General features: G+C 59.7%; 12 protein-coding genes. 11 read left to right on the top strand and 1 reads right to left on the bottom strand.

The annotated features are described in order from the left end of the window. The first annotated feature begins 1 nt into the window (after position 1). The 11 genes from DVJ77_RS13780 to DVJ77_RS13830 are packed head-to-tail and all read left to right on the top strand — an operon-like array spanning position 2 to position 15,438. A complete protein-coding gene (locus tag DVJ77_RS13780; RefSeq protein ID WP_114846063.1) occupies positions 2 to 415 on the top strand; it encodes a PAAR domain-containing protein in 414 nt (137 codons plus the stop codon). Then, entirely contained in the window at positions 412 to 816 is a 405-nt protein-coding gene (locus DVJ77_RS13785) for a GPW/gp25 family protein (RefSeq protein ID WP_114846064.1), read from the top strand. The genes DVJ77_RS13780 and DVJ77_RS13785 overlap by 4 nt, the downstream gene beginning before the upstream one ends. Before the next feature lie 20 nt (positions 817 to 836). Continuing rightward, on the top strand, positions 837 to 1,046 hold the full coding sequence (locus tag DVJ77_RS13790; RefSeq protein ID WP_114846065.1) for a hypothetical protein: 210 nt from the start codon (positions 837 to 839) through the stop codon (positions 1,044 to 1,046). A 15-nt stretch (positions 1,047 to 1,061) separates the two neighbouring features. Beyond that, positions 1,062 to 4,145 (top strand): putative baseplate assembly protein, encoded by a 3,084-nt coding sequence (locus DVJ77_RS13795; RefSeq protein WP_114846066.1) that lies wholly within the window; start codon positions 1,062 to 1,064, stop codon positions 4,143 to 4,145. Positions 4,146 to 4,149: 4 nt separating this feature from the next. Next, on the top strand, positions 4,150 to 5,268 hold the full coding sequence (locus tag DVJ77_RS13800; protein ID WP_114846067.1) for a hypothetical protein: 1,119 nt from the start codon (positions 4,150 to 4,152) through the stop codon (positions 5,266 to 5,268). Then, entirely contained in the window at positions 5,265 to 6,260 is a 996-nt protein-coding gene (locus tag DVJ77_RS13805) for a phage tail protein (protein ID WP_114846068.1), read from the top strand. The genes DVJ77_RS13800 and DVJ77_RS13805 overlap by 4 nt, the downstream gene beginning before the upstream one ends. Then, positions 6,257 to 7,144 (top strand): H-type lectin domain-containing protein, encoded by an 888-nt coding sequence (locus DVJ77_RS13810; protein WP_162791488.1) that lies wholly within the window; start codon positions 6,257 to 6,259, stop codon positions 7,142 to 7,144. Before DVJ77_RS13805 ends, DVJ77_RS13810 begins: the two co-directional genes overlap by 4 nt. Further along, positions 7,137 to 10,643: a hypothetical protein gene (locus DVJ77_RS13815; protein WP_114846070.1), complete on the top strand. Its 3,507-nt coding sequence runs from the start codon at positions 7,137 to 7,139 to the stop codon at positions 10,641 to 10,643. Before DVJ77_RS13810 ends, DVJ77_RS13815 begins: the two co-directional genes overlap by 8 nt. Positions 10,644 to 10,700: 57 nt before the next feature. Continuing rightward, complete coding sequence (locus DVJ77_RS13820) at positions 10,701 to 11,201, top strand: aspartyl/asparaginyl beta-hydroxylase domain-containing protein (RefSeq protein ID WP_114846071.1); 501 nt, start codon at positions 10,701 to 10,703, stop codon at positions 11,199 to 11,201. Next, positions 11,201 to 13,369, top strand: a complete 2,169-nt coding sequence (locus DVJ77_RS13825; protein ID WP_114846072.1) for an ATP-binding protein — start codon at positions 11,201 to 11,203, stop codon at positions 13,367 to 13,369. Before DVJ77_RS13820 ends, DVJ77_RS13825 begins: the two co-directional genes overlap by 1 nt. A 59-nt stretch (positions 13,370 to 13,428) precedes the next feature. Beyond that, a complete protein-coding gene (locus DVJ77_RS13830; protein WP_114846073.1) occupies positions 13,429 to 15,438 on the top strand; it encodes an eCIS core domain-containing protein in 2,010 nt (669 codons plus the stop codon). Between the two features lie 236 nt (positions 15,439 to 15,674). On the opposite strand, the gene DVJ77_RS13835 is transcribed toward DVJ77_RS13830, so the two are convergent. After that, a complete protein-coding gene (locus tag DVJ77_RS13835; protein ID WP_162791489.1) occupies positions 15,675 to 16,055 on the bottom strand; it encodes a hypothetical protein in 381 nt (126 codons plus the stop codon). Between the last annotated feature and the right edge of the window lie 529 nt (positions 16,056 to 16,584).

Consider the following 16,584-nt stretch of genomic DNA (forward strand, 5'->3'; position numbering starts at 1 on the left):
CATGGGAAAACCTGCCGCACGCTTCGGCGACAGCATCGTCAACGCAGCCGATATCCATATCGTCCTGGTGTCCTCGCCCGGTGGGCCGGTGCCTACGCCGCAGCCGTGTCCATTCAACGGCAAGATCGAACTCAGTGTCAGCGCCAATGTACAGATCAACGGGCGTCCGGCCGCGCTGCTGGGCTCGATGGCGCAGAACATGCCGCCTCATATACCGCAGGGCGGTCCGTTCCAGGTGCCGCCGACCAATATGGGGCGCGTGATTCTGGCCAGCACCACCGTGCGTATCAACGGCCGTGGTGCGGCACGCGCGGGCGATTTTTGTGAAACCTGCCACGACGTGCCGCCTGCCGGGCCACAGGCGCCGATACCGGTGGTGGTGGTTGCCGGTGCCGCGAGTGTATTGATCGGATGAACACGATCCGCAATTTAGGCGTCGATTTTCTCGGCCGTGGCTGGGCGTTTCCTGTACACGTACAGGGTGGGCGCGTGTGTTTCGCTGCCGATGCCGAGGATATCCGCGAAGCGATCCTGCTGATCCTGCAGACGGCGCCGGGCGAGCGGGTGATGCTGCCGGCGTTCGGTTGCCGTATCAACGAGCTGGTGTTCGCGGCCGGCAACGCTTCCACCTTCAGCCTGGCCCAGCTCTACGTAAGAGAAGCACTGGAAGAATGGGAGCCGCGCGTTCAGGTCGTCGGCGTCGCGGCCACCATCGATCCATCGCAACCGCAATGCATGCAAATCACCGTCGACTATCTGATTCGCGATCGCAACCGTCCCGACAACCTGGTCTATCCCTTTTATTTGAAGGGCTGATCGCCGCAAGGAGTAACCGCATGACGCTGCACGAACTGCCCATCAACAACGAGCACTCCCCCAGTCGTATCGAACAGCGTATCGCCGTGCTGCGGCAGGAGTACGAAGCCGGCCAGGCGCAACTGCGTGCATTGGAGCAACGCACCCGCGATTTGCAGAACACGATGCTGCGCATCAGCGGCGCCATCACGGTATTGGAGGAGCTGCTGAGCGAGGAGCAAGCACCGTAGGCCCGAGGCGCAACCATGACCGATCCCATCCTCGATTTCCGCAGCACCGGGCAGTTCTATCAAGAGGCCCTGGATCTGGCGCGCGTGTATACGCAGGATTGGACCGCGCCATGGCTTACCCAAGAGCCCGATGCAGAGGATGTCAACCAGGACCCCGGACTGGTACTGCTCAAGTTGTTCTCCCTGCTGGCGCGCTATATCGGCGAGATGGAGAACCAGATACCTGACCAGCGACAACTGGCCTTTTATCAATTTCTCAATTTGCAGTTGCGCCCACCGTTAGCCGCCCAGGCTCCGCTCACCTTTACGCTGCAACCGGGACAGCCGCCGTTCGACCTGCCGCGCGACAGTGCCGTGCTGGATGCCCCCACCCAGGACATTCGTTTTCAGACCGATCAGTCGTTGCTGGTGGTGCCTGCGTCATTAAGTGCCTTGCTGACGATCATTCCGTCGCAGGATCGCTACATCAATGCATTCGATGCGCTGGCGCTCAATACAGGCGTGCAACGAGCCGTGCCGCTCTTCCTGGCGCAAGAAGACGATGCGATCGAAATACCGCTATCGCACTGGTTCATGCTGGGCGACCCGGAGTTGTTCAAACCCGATCCCTCTTTGCAACGCATTACCGTGAATCTGACGGGTGCGCAGCTCTCTTCCGAGTATTTCGAGCAATGGGCGGACGGCGCACTCAAGCCGCTGGCCGCTACGGTCGTCGGTTCGTCCGGTGGGCTGCAGCTCACGGCGCAGCTCACCCAACCGCCCACCGCCGGCCCGCTCACGCTGGCGCAGTTGGAAGTGGAGCTGTATGCCGCCGATGGACGCGCAAGCGGATTCACCGCCGATACGGACGCCGCCGCCCAACCGCCGCAATACTGGTTGCTGGTGCAGCCGGCGCCCCTGGTGCGGGTCATCAACGCCCTGGCAAGTCAATTGCCGGTCATCACCGGATTGAGCTGCACCTTATCGGGTGACGGTATCCAGCCCGATCAGGCGGCCTCGGGGCCAGTGCAGGTAAATATCCGCAATGGCGTCTATCCGTTCGGGCAGACACCGGCGGTAGAAGATGCCTTCTATGTGCGCAGCGATAGCCTGTTCGCGCGGCAGGGCGCTGAGATCAGCCTCAACTTTGTCTTGAGCGATGTGGCAACCGATTATCCGGTCACGCTGTATTGGCAGTTCTGGGATGGTTCGGCCTGGCAATCTTTCAATGCGACCTCGGCGCAGGTAAGCGCCTACCGCTTTGCCGATACCACCGATGCTTTGCGCAACAACAATCCATCGGGTCCGACCTGCGTGACGTTTCTGTGCCCGGACATTAAACCCACGACGGTGGTCGGTGCCGAGGGGCGGTGGATACGCGCGGTGATCGCCTCGGGTGGTTACGGCGATATCGGCGGCATCACCACGCAGGGCGTGAGCGCGAGCATTGAGGCGGTCCCCGATTCGATCCTTTCGCAACAACAGAAAGATCAAGTAACGGCCTATCTCAACGATGTGGAGGGGGTGAACTTTTCTTACAGCTACACGCCCAGCAGCTATGCGCCGCCTTATATCCAGTCGTTGCAATTGAGTTACGCCTATACCGCCATACCCAAGAGTTTGTGGTCATACAACGCCTTTGCATTGAGCCGATTTCTGTTCAGCCCATTCAAGCCGGTGGAGGATCGCTACACCTGCTGCAACCTGGGTTTTGTGCCGGAGGATTTCAGCCGCTATACGCTGGGCCGCAAGCTGACGTTGTACTTCTACTTGTCGCAGGAATACGCCGACCCCGCACCGCCGCTGTCATGGGAGTACTACGACGGCAGCCATTGGCTCGCGTTGCCAGTGGATGACGGCACGATGGGGCTGACGCGTTCGGGCATCGTCAGCTTTACCGTACCCGACGATCTGCGTGCCGCCACGCTGTATTCGCAACAGGCATGCTGGCTGCGCATACAGAATCCGCATCCGACTCAGGACGTGTGCGTATACGGCGTCTATCCCAATACCGTCATGGCCGGCAATCGCAGCACGGTGCTGGACGAAACGCTGGGCTCAAGCAACGAACAACCCGCCCAGGTGTTCCAGTTGAGCTATACCCCGGTGCTGGCCGGGCTGGAGCTGGATGTGGCCGAGCCGGCCGGCATGGAGCCCGATTCGACGCCGAGCGGTGACGATCTGACCTTCAGCGTCACGCCGCCCAGTACGACGGTCGCCAGCGGCGGCACCGTGTTGCGCCGTTGGCAGCAGGTGGACACTTTCAGCTTCAGCGGGCCCGCCGCACGGGTGTATACGCTCGATAGTGAAAACGGCCTGATTGCCTTCGGCGACGGCCATAACGGCATGATTCCACCGCGCGGCTACAACAACATCATCGCCACGCGCTATCAATATACCCAGGGGCTTATGGGCAACGTAGCGGCTGATCGGCTGACCGTACTGCGCCCCAGCTTTAACGCGATTGCCGCGGTGACCAACCCGGCGCCGGCCCAGGGTGGCGTCAACGGCGACAGCGTGGCCGATCTGCAGCTCGCCGCGCCGGCACAGGTGAAAGCCAATAACCGTGCCGTGCAATTGGCCGATCTCGACACATTGGGGCGTGCCGCGAGCCCGGCGGTGAGTCGCGCGCGCGCGGTACTCGCCGCGGATGGACGCATTGCGGTCGGTGTGCTGGCTCTTTCGCAAGCGGCACAACCGTATGCGCCGCCTGCGCTGCTCGACGAAGTGGCCGTCTATTTGCGTTCACGCTGCCTGGCGGCCCTGGCGCCGCGCATCTACTGCTGCGAGCCAGACTACGTGGCAATAGACGTGGTAGCGCAGGTGGCGGTGAACGTGGCGGCGGATCAGCGCCTCGCCGTGCAGCAAGATCTGGCGCAGCAATTACAGGCATTTCTGCAGCCGGTGTTTGGTGGCCCGGACGGGCAGGGCTGGGCCTTCGGGCAAACCGTGCAAGCCGCCCAGCTAAGCAAGATGCTGCGCAACGATCCGCGCGTGACAGCGGTGGCCGGGCTGTCGCTGAATGGCGAGCAAGGTGGCGATATTGCGTTGACACCGGGTCAAGTGCCGGTGTCGGGTACTGCCGTCGTGCTCGCCTACATCAGCGGATCGGTGAGGTAGCGCAATGGCTTTCGAACTGCCCGATCTGGACACCCGCAACAGTGCCGCGCTGCAGGCCGAGCTGATCCGGCGCATTCCGCAGTTCAGTTCGTTGTGGACTGATTTCAATGATTCGGATCCCGGCATCACGCTGTTGCAAATGCTGTGCTGGATCGGCGAATCGTTGTTGTATCAGGCCAACGCGATACCGATCGAGACGCAGCAGAATTTTCTGCGCGAGGTGCTTGGCCTGGCCTTGGCATCAAACAACACCGCCTACAGTCAGTCTGCGATTACCAACTACGATTTCGCTTTTCAGCGATTGCGCGCGGTACTGGCGGAGGTGGATGCGGGCGAACCGCTGACCCGAGCGCCCTTGCAGCACGCCGTGCTGGATTACCTGGCGCAACCCTATCTGGCGCTATCGTGCAGCGACGCAGAGGCGCTGGCGCTTGAAACCAACCAGATGATCGCGGCGCAACAGGCCAAGGCGGGCAATCCCAAGCCGGTGCCGCTGCTGGTGCAGCGGGCCGATGCATTGGTGCGCGACGAGGCGACCAGCCTGTACATTCTCAGCGATGCGAGGTGGGCGTATCAGTTTCCGCCTTATCCCAATACAGCCATACCCGATGCGCTGGGTGGATTGCGGCGCGTATTGCTGCTGCAAAAGCCCAGCGGCAGCGATGCGCAAAGCGCAGCCACCGCCCAGAGCAAGCTGCTGAACAGCGTCAGCACGTATCTGGCGCCGCGAGTATTGCTGGGCAGTCGGGTCAATGTGTGGGCCGCCCAGCTTACCGAGATCAATGTACGGGTGGCCGTGCGTTGCCTGCCGAACGTACTGGTCGGCACCGTGCTCGATGCGTTGTTGGCGCTCCTGTTCGCTTACTTTCAACCCGTTGCCGGCTGGCGTTACAACCAGCCGCCGGTGCTGGAAAATCTGCAACTGCTGATCGAAGGCGTACCCGGCGTGGCGGCGCTGGAAAACATCGATCTGACTTATCTGCCCACGGCGCAATTGCCCACGTATGCGCAAGTGGGGGTCAATTTCTTGATTGCCGACCTGCCGCCCGGACCGGCCGCGAACTTCTACTACGGATTGCCGCAAGTGCGCTGCCTGGATTTATACGCCAGGAGCGCCGCATGAGCGACAAGGGCCAGCTCGTCGCCGATTCAAGCTACCTGCGCTATCTGCCCGGAGTGTTGGCCAAGTCCGGCGATGGTTTTCTTGCGCGCTATCTGCGCATCTTCGAGAAACTGCTTAGCGGATTGGACGACCAGACACTCGACGGACGGCGTGGCATCCAGGAGTTGCTCGCCGCCGGGGTGGTCGGCAATCTGTTTTATAGCCGCTTCAGTTTCCTGTTTCCCAAGAGCGATCACGATTTCATTCCGCCGATTTCCGGGTTGCCCACTGCCGAGCAGGACGCGATTCTGGCCTTGTTCGACAGCTACATCGGTGTGCCCGCGCGGTCCGATCCCCTGGCCGGCTATGTGGCCTCGCCGCTGGCGGGGGGCGGGGGCTGGCAGGCCGATTTCATGGCGTGGTTGAACGAGTTTCTCGACTGGTTGGCGAGCTGGGTGAACCTGGTGCTGGACCATGGCTGGACGCTCGACAAGAAGCGTCTGGTCATCGCCGAAATCATGGCGCTGTATCGGCTGCGCGGTACCGCGCAAGGCATGAGCATGCTGTTGAACCTGGTACTCGATTTACCTTTGTCAGTGCATTGCTATACACCGCCGCGCTCGCCGCCCGTCATGGGGCCGTTGAGCATCAATGTACTCAACCCCACGCCGCCGTCGATCATGGTGAACAAAGACGCCGGCACGGCGAATACCTTTACTTTGAATTGCGCGTATCTGCCCGGAGCGCCGTTGGTATCGGGCTACGCCCCCTGGCTGTTTCTGCTGCAGGTGGTGTTGCCCGCTTATGGCGATGCCCAGAAGATCCTCGATACCGCCGGCGCGCAGCAAGTACAGACCTTGCTGGCTCAGCTCACCACATTGGTCGAAGCGGTCAAGCCGGCCGCCAGCCGCTACCAGCTACAAATCCTGGGCGGCATGTGCTTGCTGCCCGATCCCTATCGACCGCAACTCAACCTCAATGCCGTTCTCGGTACCAAGACGCCAACTCTATGACAAAGTCCCACACTCCACCATCTGATCCGCTGCCGGTGCCCGCAGTAAAGAACGCGCCGCCTCCTGCACCGACTCCGACGATCAATGCAGATACGGCCTATACCTTGCTGTACCAGGACGGCATGTTTCTCACAGCCGGCGAAATGACGACGGCGCAGAACTATCTGGTCAACTGGCTGCAATTACAAAACGAGCTTTTATATACGCCCGGTGTATTGAGTGGTTTGTCGGCGAGCAATCCTTCCGGCAACAACTTGAGCGTGACGACCGGCGCGGGCTTCGATGGGGCAGGGCATTTCGTGATACTGCCCGAGGGTGCGGGCACCACGATCACCGTACCCAGCACCGCCACTAATCCCAGCTATCTGGGCTTGGCTTATCCGTTGGTACCGACGCCAGTCAACGGCATGCCCTACACCGTGAATATGGCGGGCGCCCTGTACGTGGCGAACAGCATCGATCAATTGCCCGCCAACAGCATCTTGCTGGCGCAAATAAACATCGTTAACGGCGGTGTCGATTCATTGAAGGATCTGCGCACGCCAGTGGATACGCGCCTACCCGCCAATCTGAGTTCGATGGAACCCGATGCCGCACCTTCGTCGCGGTCTGCGCAAAGCCGCGATGGCGTAGTCGATATTAGTGGCGCCAATCTACGCAAGCAGGGAGACAGCGTGTCGCAGGTCGTCTATTACCACGCACAGCAGACAGCGGCTTTTGATCGAATCCCGCAAGTGTTCGTGACCGTGCGGGGCAACTTGCCTTATGCCACGTCGGTAAGCGATGTGCGCCCAGCTCAATTCACGCTGACGCTGACGGCGGTGCTTGCGCCTGTCGCCGACAGCGCCGAAACCATTTCCGTCAATTGGCTGGCTTATGTCTGAGAACAATCGTCCACCGATTTCCCGCACCCATTATTTCTCGGGTGAGTCGCTGCTTACCGCCGATTTCGAGTGCGAGCAGCAATACAACATGGAGATGCTGGCACTGCTCAACAGCAGTCTGCGCACATGGGGCATCGCCACTGGCTTGGAGGTGAGCTGGCAGGCCGGTAGCCAATCCAATCAGGTGACCGTAAGCGCGGGCATGGCGATCGACCAACTGGGACGGCAGATCGTGCTTACCGCGGCACGAGTGCTGAAGCTCGATGGCGTACCGGTCGGCTCGACGGTTTATCTGACCATCCGCTACCACGAGGTTTATGCCGATTACACCGTGGAAAGCGGCGTACCCGGATACAAGCGCATCGTGCAGCAGCCGGTGCTGGAGTATTTGCGCACCTTGCAGGAGCCGGGCATCAATATTCTGCTGGCGGTGGTGAATTTCTCATCGCAAGGCGGCATCAATACGCTGACCTTCAAATCGGGCCAGTTCGAACGGCGCTATGTCGGGTCACGGCTGGGCGTACTGGAGCTGGTCACCGAAGGCAGCGGCATCAACCAGCAAGCAGGCACCGGTATAGATGACACGGCCGGCCAGGCCTGGTCGGGTATTGAGCTCAAAGCGATCAAGGAAAGCAGCGGTCTGGCCGACTATATGGAGGTGCAGGCCCATCGCAGTCATTTCACCGGCATGCTCACGACGCGCGGCAATCTGGGCATCGGGGTGGACCAGCCGCAAGCCAATCTGCAAGTCGAGCGCATTACCAGCAAGGGGGTCGGCAAGCTCGTTACGCAGGGCAAGCTACTGACGCTGCAGATACCGATTTATCCGCTATTGCAACCGGGCGATATCGTGACTCCCGAGTTGCCGGTGGGGGCCGCGCCGCTGCAACCGCGTCAGGCGGTGATCGAAAGCGCCACCAGCGACCCTGGCGGCTATCAGATCGCACAGGCCTTCCAGGAGGATTTGCTGCTGCCTTGCTCGTACAGTTATATCCGCGCGACGCTGGCGAGTTTCTCCGCTGGAGCCGTCGGCCAGTTGTTGCGCATCGATGGCGATGGCACGGTGGGGCTGGGTGTGCAATCGGCCGTGCAGAGCGGCAAGGCCGGCCCGGCCGCGCTCAAGATCAGCAGCAGCCGTAGCGTCGGCATTGCGCTCGATACCGATATCGAGCCAAGGGCCACTTTGGACGTCAACGGCAGCTTGCTTGCCGATAGCTTCACGTGCAACGGCATCGTCAAGGCGCAATCGTTCCAGGGCAATGGCAGCATGCTGCAAAACCTGCCGATTCTCAGCTACTGGACCAAGCAAAACGTTGCCTCGGCGTACAGCGCCATCTACTACAACGAAGGCAACGTCGGTGTGCAGATGACCGATCCGCTCGGGTCTCTGAGCGTGGGTACCGGAACGGGCTTCATCGGTGCCGGCTCGGTATCGGCCGATGCCACCGACCTGTCTAAACTCATCGGCACGCAGACCGCTTTCAAGACGCAGGTAAGCCTGGGCGACAGCATCGTGCTGGGCAGCCTGATGCAGCAATGGCAGCAGATCAAGACCATAACCAGCGACCTGCAACTGGAGCTGATCGATCAATTTCCCACGATCATCCAGCAATCGGATTTTCAATATCTGCCATCTGGCAGCGCCGCGATACCCGGCAGCGCCCAACTGATAACGCCTGCCGCAGCCACCATCAATACCGTGCCCGGAGCCAATGCGGTGCCCGGAGCCAAACCGGGCACGGGCACCATCAGCAGCAGTGGCGCGACGGTTACCGGCGTAGGTACCCAATTCACCAAAGATCTGAAGCAGGGCGATTGGCTGATGATCGCCGAGTTCAAGCCCAAGACCACGCCGGGTAACCAGAATCAATGGCTGGTACAGAAGGTGATCGACGACACCCATCTGCAATTAATCAACAACACGGGGCTGCCGATTCCGGCCAATATTTCGGCCTATATGGTCGCACCGGCGCTGATCGGCGTGTTTCAAAGCAATGCCATATTGACCGACGATCCACCACCGCCACCGGCGATGCTGCTGGTGAGCAACGGATCGAGCTATCCCCCGGCGCAATCCAATAGCATCGCGATCAACTTGACGCTCGACCAGCTAAACCCTGCCTACGCACTGCAAGTCAACGGCGATGTGGATTTCAGCGGTACCAGCACGTTCGACAAACTCGTCGCCAATACGCTGACGGTCAAACAATGGGCGTCGATTACCGGTGCCGGCAAGGACGGTACCGTGCTGATGGTGGGGCCCAATGACACCACACCGCTGCTGAGTGTGACGCAAAGCAATGTCGTGATCGGCGTCAGTACCGGCAAAAGCCTGCTCGAAATAGGCGGTGATGCGCACGCGACCGGTAATTTGATCGCGGGGCTGCAACTGCAAGCTGCCAGCGCCAACGTGACCGGGCTCGTTTCCGGCGGCTCGCTGCAGGCCAATGCATTGAGCGTATCGGGTGTGATGGTGGACGCCAGTGGCAACGTAACAGCGATCGGAAGCCGTACCGCTATCAATATCAGCACGGCCGTCCCCGTCCAATATCAGCAGGTTCATACGGATGGCTTTGTCGTGGCTACGCTGGGCCCCTTCGACGCTTCGACCTTGTATGCCGGTGCGCTGTCGTGTGAAACGTTCGATGCAGGTGGTTCCAGTACCAGCAAGGTCTATGCGTCGGCCAGCACGACGCAGATCATTACCTCGTCCGGCAAGCACGGAACCGATACCTATAACCTGCAGCAATCTGCCTCGTTGTGCGTTCCGGTGCGCAACGGTGAAACGTGGCGACTAGTGTTCACCACGAATACGTCGTTGATAAAAGCAGCCGCTATCGAGGCGTACTGGGTGCCGCTTGGACCCAGCAATACACAATCAACCGTAGCTGCGGCCAAGCCGATGGCACAGCGGGTGACCGATGCCATCCCGGCGATCGATCCGCTGCATTTCATCCAGGCGCAGCGTTCACGTCTGACCTCCAACGGACTGCAGCCGCTGTCGTTGTCCGAGGCGCAACGCGAGATCGATCAGCGGACAGTCGACCTGACGCAAATTCTTGGCGATGCGACCAAGATGGACGCCGCGCCGGCGGCACGCGCGGATTTCGTCAAGAGCCTGCAAAAAATCGTCTGCTCGGCCGCACCGCCAGGCACGCCGCTGGACAATCGCGTCGATCCGAAGAGCATCGCCGACCTCATCGAGACCTTTGGTCAGGTCACCAGCCGCCAATACACCGCGGCAGAGAAGGCGTTGCTCGACAGCGCTGTACGCGCGCTGGTCACCATCAACGACAACGAGACCAATCGCAACGACATCAACCTGATTCGCACCCATATCAATCTGTTCCTGCAGCATCTGCAAAAGGTCACCGGCATTACCTTCGACAACATGCAGTTGCGTCTGTTAACACGCGCACTGGTGCGTCTGGTCGGCAATGGCACGCAGGACCCGGCCCAGGTAAGTGGCACCCAGGTGAATGGCGATGCATCCCGCTGATACATGTATCGGCACAGAGCGGTGGCCGCTGCGCCACCGGCTCTTCGGGTGACGACCATGTTCTATCCCACTGCCACGCTGTCTGCGGCCGCCACGCTGGAAGCGCACTGGCTGACGATACGCGCCGAATGCCTGGCGTTGCCGCACCATGAATTCACAGCGTGGCCGGAGCCGGCGCTCTACAACCGGGGTTGGGACGTATACGGCTTATACGCGGATACGCAGGCACTGATGGAAAACTGCGTGTTCTGCCCGCGCACGGCCATCTTGTTGGGCCAATTGACCGGTGTGGTCAATGCCGGTTTTTCGCGGATGGCGGCCGGCACTCGCATTCTTCCTCACGTGGGTTATACGAGCGCGGTATTGCGCCTGCATCTGGCGCTGCAGGTGCCTGCCGGCTGCGGTCTGCGCGTCGGCGGCGAACGCCGATCCTGGCAAGCCGGACGCTGCCTCTTGTTCGACGACACTGTGGAACACGAGGCGTGGAATGAGGGTGTGCACGACAGGCTGGTGCTGTTGGTGGATTTTGCACGCTCAGTTACCCAGAGGGCGGCCTGATGGCCCGCGCCGCGCCGGCCTTTACCGACAACACGGCCTTCCTCGGAGAGCTGTGCCGTTACGCCGACCTGCTGATCGAGCGCGCGACTTACCAACGGCAAACGCCGCCTGCGCCGGATGCTCAAGGACCGCTCGCGCTACGCAGGCTCGCCTCGCGCGAGCGGCACACGCGCGATGTCGATGCCGCCTTGGTCATGGCATGGCAGCAACTCGAAAGCCGTATGCATGCCAGCATCGCGAAAGATTGTTTTATTCCATGGATTCACCTGGCGCAGTTGTTTCAATTGACTGCGCTGGAACAACAACTGGTACTGATAGCGCTGCTGCCGGATCTCGACGCCGAGTACCGTGCCGTGCTGACGGCATTCTCCGACGGCGAAGAGGTGGCTGAAGCCAGGCTGCCGCTCTCGGCCGCCGTTCATTTGCTGAGCAGCGAGCGAGAAGCATTGCAATCGGCTTTGTTGATGGATAGCGCGTTGCGGCGCTGGTGCGTACTCGAACTTGATCCGCGCTGCGACGTACTTCGCCTCAGCGGTGGCTTGCGGATCGATCCGACGTTGGCAGCTTACTTGTGCGGACGCGCAGCTCCGCAGCTCAGGCTCAACGAAGCACTGCCCGAACTGGTCAGTACGGATAGCTTGAGCGAGTTGCTCATCAGTACCGAAACCCGCCAATGGGCCGAGCGCTTCATCGCACGCTGCGGTGCGGCAGCACCAGCCACCGCCGCGTTTGTATTGCAGTTGCAAGGGCCGGATGCGCGCATGCTGGAACGATTGTGCGCAGCGATCTTCGCCCCGTTGCATATGGGATGCGTGCGATTGGACGCCAGCCAGTTGATCGGGCGCGGCGGTGCTGGGCAGGCGGTCACACTCGAACGGCTGCGCCTGCTGTGCCGCGATGCGCTGCTATGCAATCGGGTGCTGGTGTTGACCGACTGCCAACGCCTGAGTGGCAATGCGGCCGATGACGAGTCGCGCGCCCAGTTCGAGGGAATCCTGGACACGCTGCTGGAGAGTCAGCGTTATGTGGTCGCGCTCAATGGCCCGGCGCGAGTCTTGAGCGAACATGCGCACCATTTTGCGCGGCATACGGTGACGCCGCTGCTGATCCAGGTGCCCATGCCGGATGCCCAGCTACGCCGGCGCATCTGGCAAGCCGGTGCGCAGCGCCATGCGCTGACGCTATCGGATGCATTGCTCGACAAGCTGGTCAACAGTTATTTGTTCACCGAGACGCAGATCGATTCCGTGCTGAAAGAAGTGGGCAGCCGTCGCCTGTTGGAGGCCGCGACAACCCACGATGACAGCCTGCTGCTGGAGGCCTGTCGCGATGCCAGCGTAAGCGAGCAGTTCAGCGTGGCCGAAGAGGTAAAGACACGCTACCGCCTGGATGACATCGTGTTGCCGGCAGCCACAAGAGGCTGGCTGGAAGAGGTGCTGAAGCATGTGCAGCACCGCCATCAAGTGATCGAGCAATGGGGCTTCGACCGGTACAACGCAAACAGCCGCAATCTTTGCATGCTGTTCTACGGCCCCTCCGGCACCGGCAAGACCATGGCGGCTTCGATCGTCGCCAACGAATTGAATCTCGGTTTGTATCGGGTGGACTTGGCCAATGTGCTCAGCAAATACATTGGCGATACCGAAAAGCACCTGGCACAGCTTTTCGATCAGGCCGAGTCGATGAACGTGGTGCTGTTTTTCGACGAGGCAGAGAGTCTGTTCTCCAAGCGCACCGAAACCCATGACGCGCACGATCGCTATGCCAATTTGCAGACCGGCTATTTATTGCAGCGTATCGAGACGTATCCGGGCATCGTGATTCTTTCCACCAATCTACTGACCAACATGGACAAAGCCTTTACCCGGCGCTTCAAGTTCATGATCGAATACCCCTTTCCAGGTGTGTTGCAACGCCGCCAACTGTGGCACAAGGCTTTTCCGCCCGGCGCACCGCTGGCCGACAATGTGGACTTTGAATTGCTGGCCGAAAAGGCGAGCTTGAGCGGCGGCAATATCAACAACATCGCGCTGCGCGCCGCCTTCTACGCGGCGGCGGAGCATCAGGCGGTGGGCATGGATCATCTGTTGCGAGCGGTAGAGCGGGAGTACGACAAGCTGGGCAAGGTTTTTGCGGTCGGCGATTTCGCCTGGGCCGAGGACGACTAGGCCGCAATCGATTCTCGTCGGGCAATCATCCAACTGAACATCTATGGTGGAGCCGTGGCATGGTTACCAAGCCAATGCATATCCAGGTCGCAAAAAAACCTGCCGGGACGGAGCCCGTTCAACGCCTTGCGCCGGCACCCGTCGGGCAAATCATTGCTGCTTCGCCGGGGTTGCACTACACAACCAGTGTGCTGCAGCGTGCTTCGGCCGGGGCAGGGCAGGCATTGCCGGACGGGTTGCGCTCGGGTGTCGAGTCGCTATCCGGGGTGGATATGAGCGGTGTGCGCGTGCACTACGCATCGCCCTGGCCGGCACAATTGAACGCCCTGGCCTACGCGCAAGGCGGGGACATCCATCTGGCCCGAGGCGAAGAGAAGCACCTGCCGCATGAGGCCTGGCATGTGGTGCAGCAACGCATGGGCCGCGTGAAACCGACCATGCAGGCCAAAGGAGTATCGATCAACGACGATCCCGCGCTCGAACGGGAAGCCGATGCGATGGGCACACGTGCCTTACAGTTGAAAACGGACGGCCAGGCCAACCGTGCGCCGGCTAGCTTCGGCAGCGGGCAAAACGTCGTCCAGCGTTATCTGATTGTCAACGGTTTCGACTTTACCGATGACGTAAAAACCAATGGCACCAATATCGATACCGAAACCGCAACCGTCTATGCGGATATGTTGGCCGCGGTTTCGCTCGTCAACTATCCGCTGGGATCGCTGGAGAATACGGCCTATACCTTTCTGCACGCGGATGTCGGTGGCCTGGTCACCCGGCAGCTAAAAAAGTGGATAGAAGACAATCAGGGGGAACTGGCCCCGACCAGTAGGAACACTGCTTTTGGCCGCAAGCAGCAAGCCCGCGTCTATACCAATTACCGCGATCTGGCGATGGCGATCTATGGCTGGGTTTCCTCGAAGGAAGGCCGGCGTCAGGAAAAGCGTCTAGCCAACGAGGTCTATGTCAGTCCGATAGTCGAAACTCATCTCAATACCTTGTTGCGCAAGATCGATGTCTGGATCGGCACCTTGGGCGGCCACGCGAATATCAGGAACCAACTCAATACGGTGACTCCGGCCGGCACTCATTGGGCCGATTATTCCAACTGGTTCAACCATACCCGCATTGCGGATGGACGTCCGATTCCGCCACGGTTCTATCCGGTCCTGCAAAACCCCCAGAATTATTCGATGCGCGACAAGATCGCGACATTGCACGACGTGACGAAATATTTCATGGCCGGCAGCGGGACTCATGGCCAAGGTCTGCTCGATGAAACCGCCGGCGGCGGATTCGAGGCATTCGTCAATTTTCAGAGTACGAATCTGGGCGGCAGGGCCGCTTACGTGCGGCCGTCCAGCACCGTCATCGGTCGCGACCCGCTAGCGCGCGAATTGGCTACCGGCAAAGTGGTAAGACCCGCCAATGAAGAGCAGCACGCCAGCTTTACCTATGCCCGTACCCATCAGATTCCCATGTGGGCCAGGCACTCCTATACCGCTGCGCGGATGATGCGCCTGGCCGAGCAGGCGCTTGCCGATCCGGCGGAAATCGCCACCGTCGCCCAGTCGATCATGGCGTTCTGGCGCAAGGACTATGACCATCGCTCTCTGCCGTACCACACCATGCATGAAATCATGGATTTCCTGCCGCACTTCGGCGTTGCCTACAATCCAGCGACGCGCTATGCCGACATGCATACGGCTATCGACGCGCTGCCGCCGCTGATGGTCAGACTCACCGCGATCGCCAATTCCGCCAATTGGAACGGAAGGGCCAAGTTCAATAAAGGGCCTGTAGCGCCGGAATCCATTGTCGCTATCCGCGCCGAGTTGGCCGGCGGCAATGCGGATGTGGATAAGCTACTGAATATCAAGAATGAGATCAGAGACAAAACCGGTTTCAGTCTTTTGCGTACGACGTCGGCGCGCAATTTCTATACCATCCTGGCGAAAATACCCGACAACGTGAATCTGTACCTGCAAGCCGGCACCTCCGCCACCGTCAAGACGGGGATCGCCATGCGGCTAAGCGTTGTATTGCGCGAGCTGCAAGCGTTCAATCCTTAGGGATGCTCTGATGGATTGGATCGGCAAAGCCGGTCAGGCGTTGCTGGGCTTAGCTTTTGCCTTGGTGGATTGGAATCATGTCGCACTGCTATAGCACTAAGGCTTTGTCGACTGAGTCGCTCGGCCTTGCAATGCTGAGCTCTCACAACGCCGTTACGGTACGACACGAGGTAGGCGTGCGCACTGATAGCCGGGTGCGTGCCCCGGCTATCAGCTATCGATTGCACCAACACAAGTCATTGAATCTTTCTAAGCAGGGCATCGCGCACTTCGTCAAAAGATTTGCCCATCAACGCGTCATCGACTTCGACATGGTGGTGTTTATGGTCTGGGTGCGGTAACGCCTGGACTTGGTATGTCTTGTTTCCGTCCTTGATCGTGCCAAGGCGGATCGCGCCTATAAACTCGCCCTTCTTATTCGTGATAACGGTCATTTTCTGCTGCATGGTATTCACTCCTACGGCAGGAATCGGAGTAACGGTTTGACCACTCTTTTGGAAGTGCATGCTGGCGCAGCCAACATGGTCACGCTCAGGTTTGCCCGCCTCCGTGAAGACCATAACGGCACCCGCGTCCATCGCAGTGCAAATCGAATGCGTAGAAAAACCTTCCATCATCTTGAAAACCGATCCGTGCGTTGGTTGTAGTCAGCATATTGCCAGCGTCTTGTGGTAATCCTTCCGCCCACTGTGAGCCGTAATTATGCCCACCAGCATCAATGAAGAACGCGACGGGTAACGTCTGGCCGCTACTAATAACACCCCAGTTATCGACGTTGTAAGCCATTTTCGACTCCTTTTTCTGTTGAGGTTGCACTTGTTGCGCCGACCGTTACCTGACGCATAGGTCGCGCGTAACAACAATTGCCTCGAGCGAAACAGCATTACTTAAGACAATTTTTCGCTTGGCTACCAGCCATTGTTTTCCTGGATGGATATGCTGTTCGTTGCAAAGCAGCACGGCGATACGATAAATCAAAGGTCGATTATATCCGCATTGATCGCAATGATTTTGTATAATCTAAGTTAATTTTTCGACAGATTTTCTGTCATTCGACATGTGTCTTAACTAAGACCAAGTCATGTTGATTATCGCACCCAGAGCATCATACGGTCGAAGCCTGCCAACGGCATAGCGATCATGATC

The sequence above is a fragment of the Dyella tabacisoli genome, from assembly GCF_003350925.1.
GTDB lineage: Bacteria > Pseudomonadota > Gammaproteobacteria > Xanthomonadales > Rhodanobacteraceae > Dyella_C > Dyella_C tabacisoli.

What these genes read in the sequence shown, in the direction of transcription:
- DVJ77_RS13780 (WP_114846063.1), top strand. Translation starts at nt 2, where the DNA reads ATGGGAAAACCTGCCGCACGCTTCGGCGACAGCATCGTCAACGCAGCC.
- DVJ77_RS13785 (WP_114846064.1), top strand. Translation starts at nt 412, where the DNA reads ATGAACACGATCCGCAATTTAGGCGTCGATTTTCTCGGCCGTGGCTGG.
- DVJ77_RS13790 (WP_114846065.1), top strand. Translation starts at nt 837, where the DNA reads ATGACGCTGCACGAACTGCCCATCAACAACGAGCACTCCCCCAGTCGT.
- DVJ77_RS13795 (WP_114846066.1), top strand. Translation starts at nt 1,062, where the DNA reads ATGACCGATCCCATCCTCGATTTCCGCAGCACCGGGCAGTTCTATCAA.
- DVJ77_RS13800 (WP_114846067.1), top strand. Translation starts at nt 4,150, where the DNA reads ATGGCTTTCGAACTGCCCGATCTGGACACCCGCAACAGTGCCGCGCTG.
- DVJ77_RS13805 (WP_114846068.1), top strand. Translation starts at nt 5,265, where the DNA reads ATGAGCGACAAGGGCCAGCTCGTCGCCGATTCAAGCTACCTGCGCTAT.
- DVJ77_RS13810 (WP_162791488.1), top strand. Translation starts at nt 6,257, where the DNA reads ATGACAAAGTCCCACACTCCACCATCTGATCCGCTGCCGGTGCCCGCA.
- DVJ77_RS13815 (WP_114846070.1), top strand. Translation starts at nt 7,137, where the DNA reads ATGTCTGAGAACAATCGTCCACCGATTTCCCGCACCCATTATTTCTCG.
- DVJ77_RS13820 (WP_114846071.1), top strand. Translation starts at nt 10,701, where the DNA reads ATGTTCTATCCCACTGCCACGCTGTCTGCGGCCGCCACGCTGGAAGCG.
- DVJ77_RS13825 (WP_114846072.1), top strand. Translation starts at nt 11,201, where the DNA reads ATGGCCCGCGCCGCGCCGGCCTTTACCGACAACACGGCCTTCCTCGGA.
- DVJ77_RS13830 (WP_114846073.1), top strand. Translation starts at nt 13,429, where the DNA reads ATGGTTACCAAGCCAATGCATATCCAGGTCGCAAAAAAACCTGCCGGG.
- DVJ77_RS13835 (WP_162791489.1), bottom strand. Translation starts at nt 16,055, where the DNA reads ATGATGGAAGGTTTTTCTACGCATTCGATTTGCACTGCGATGGACGCG.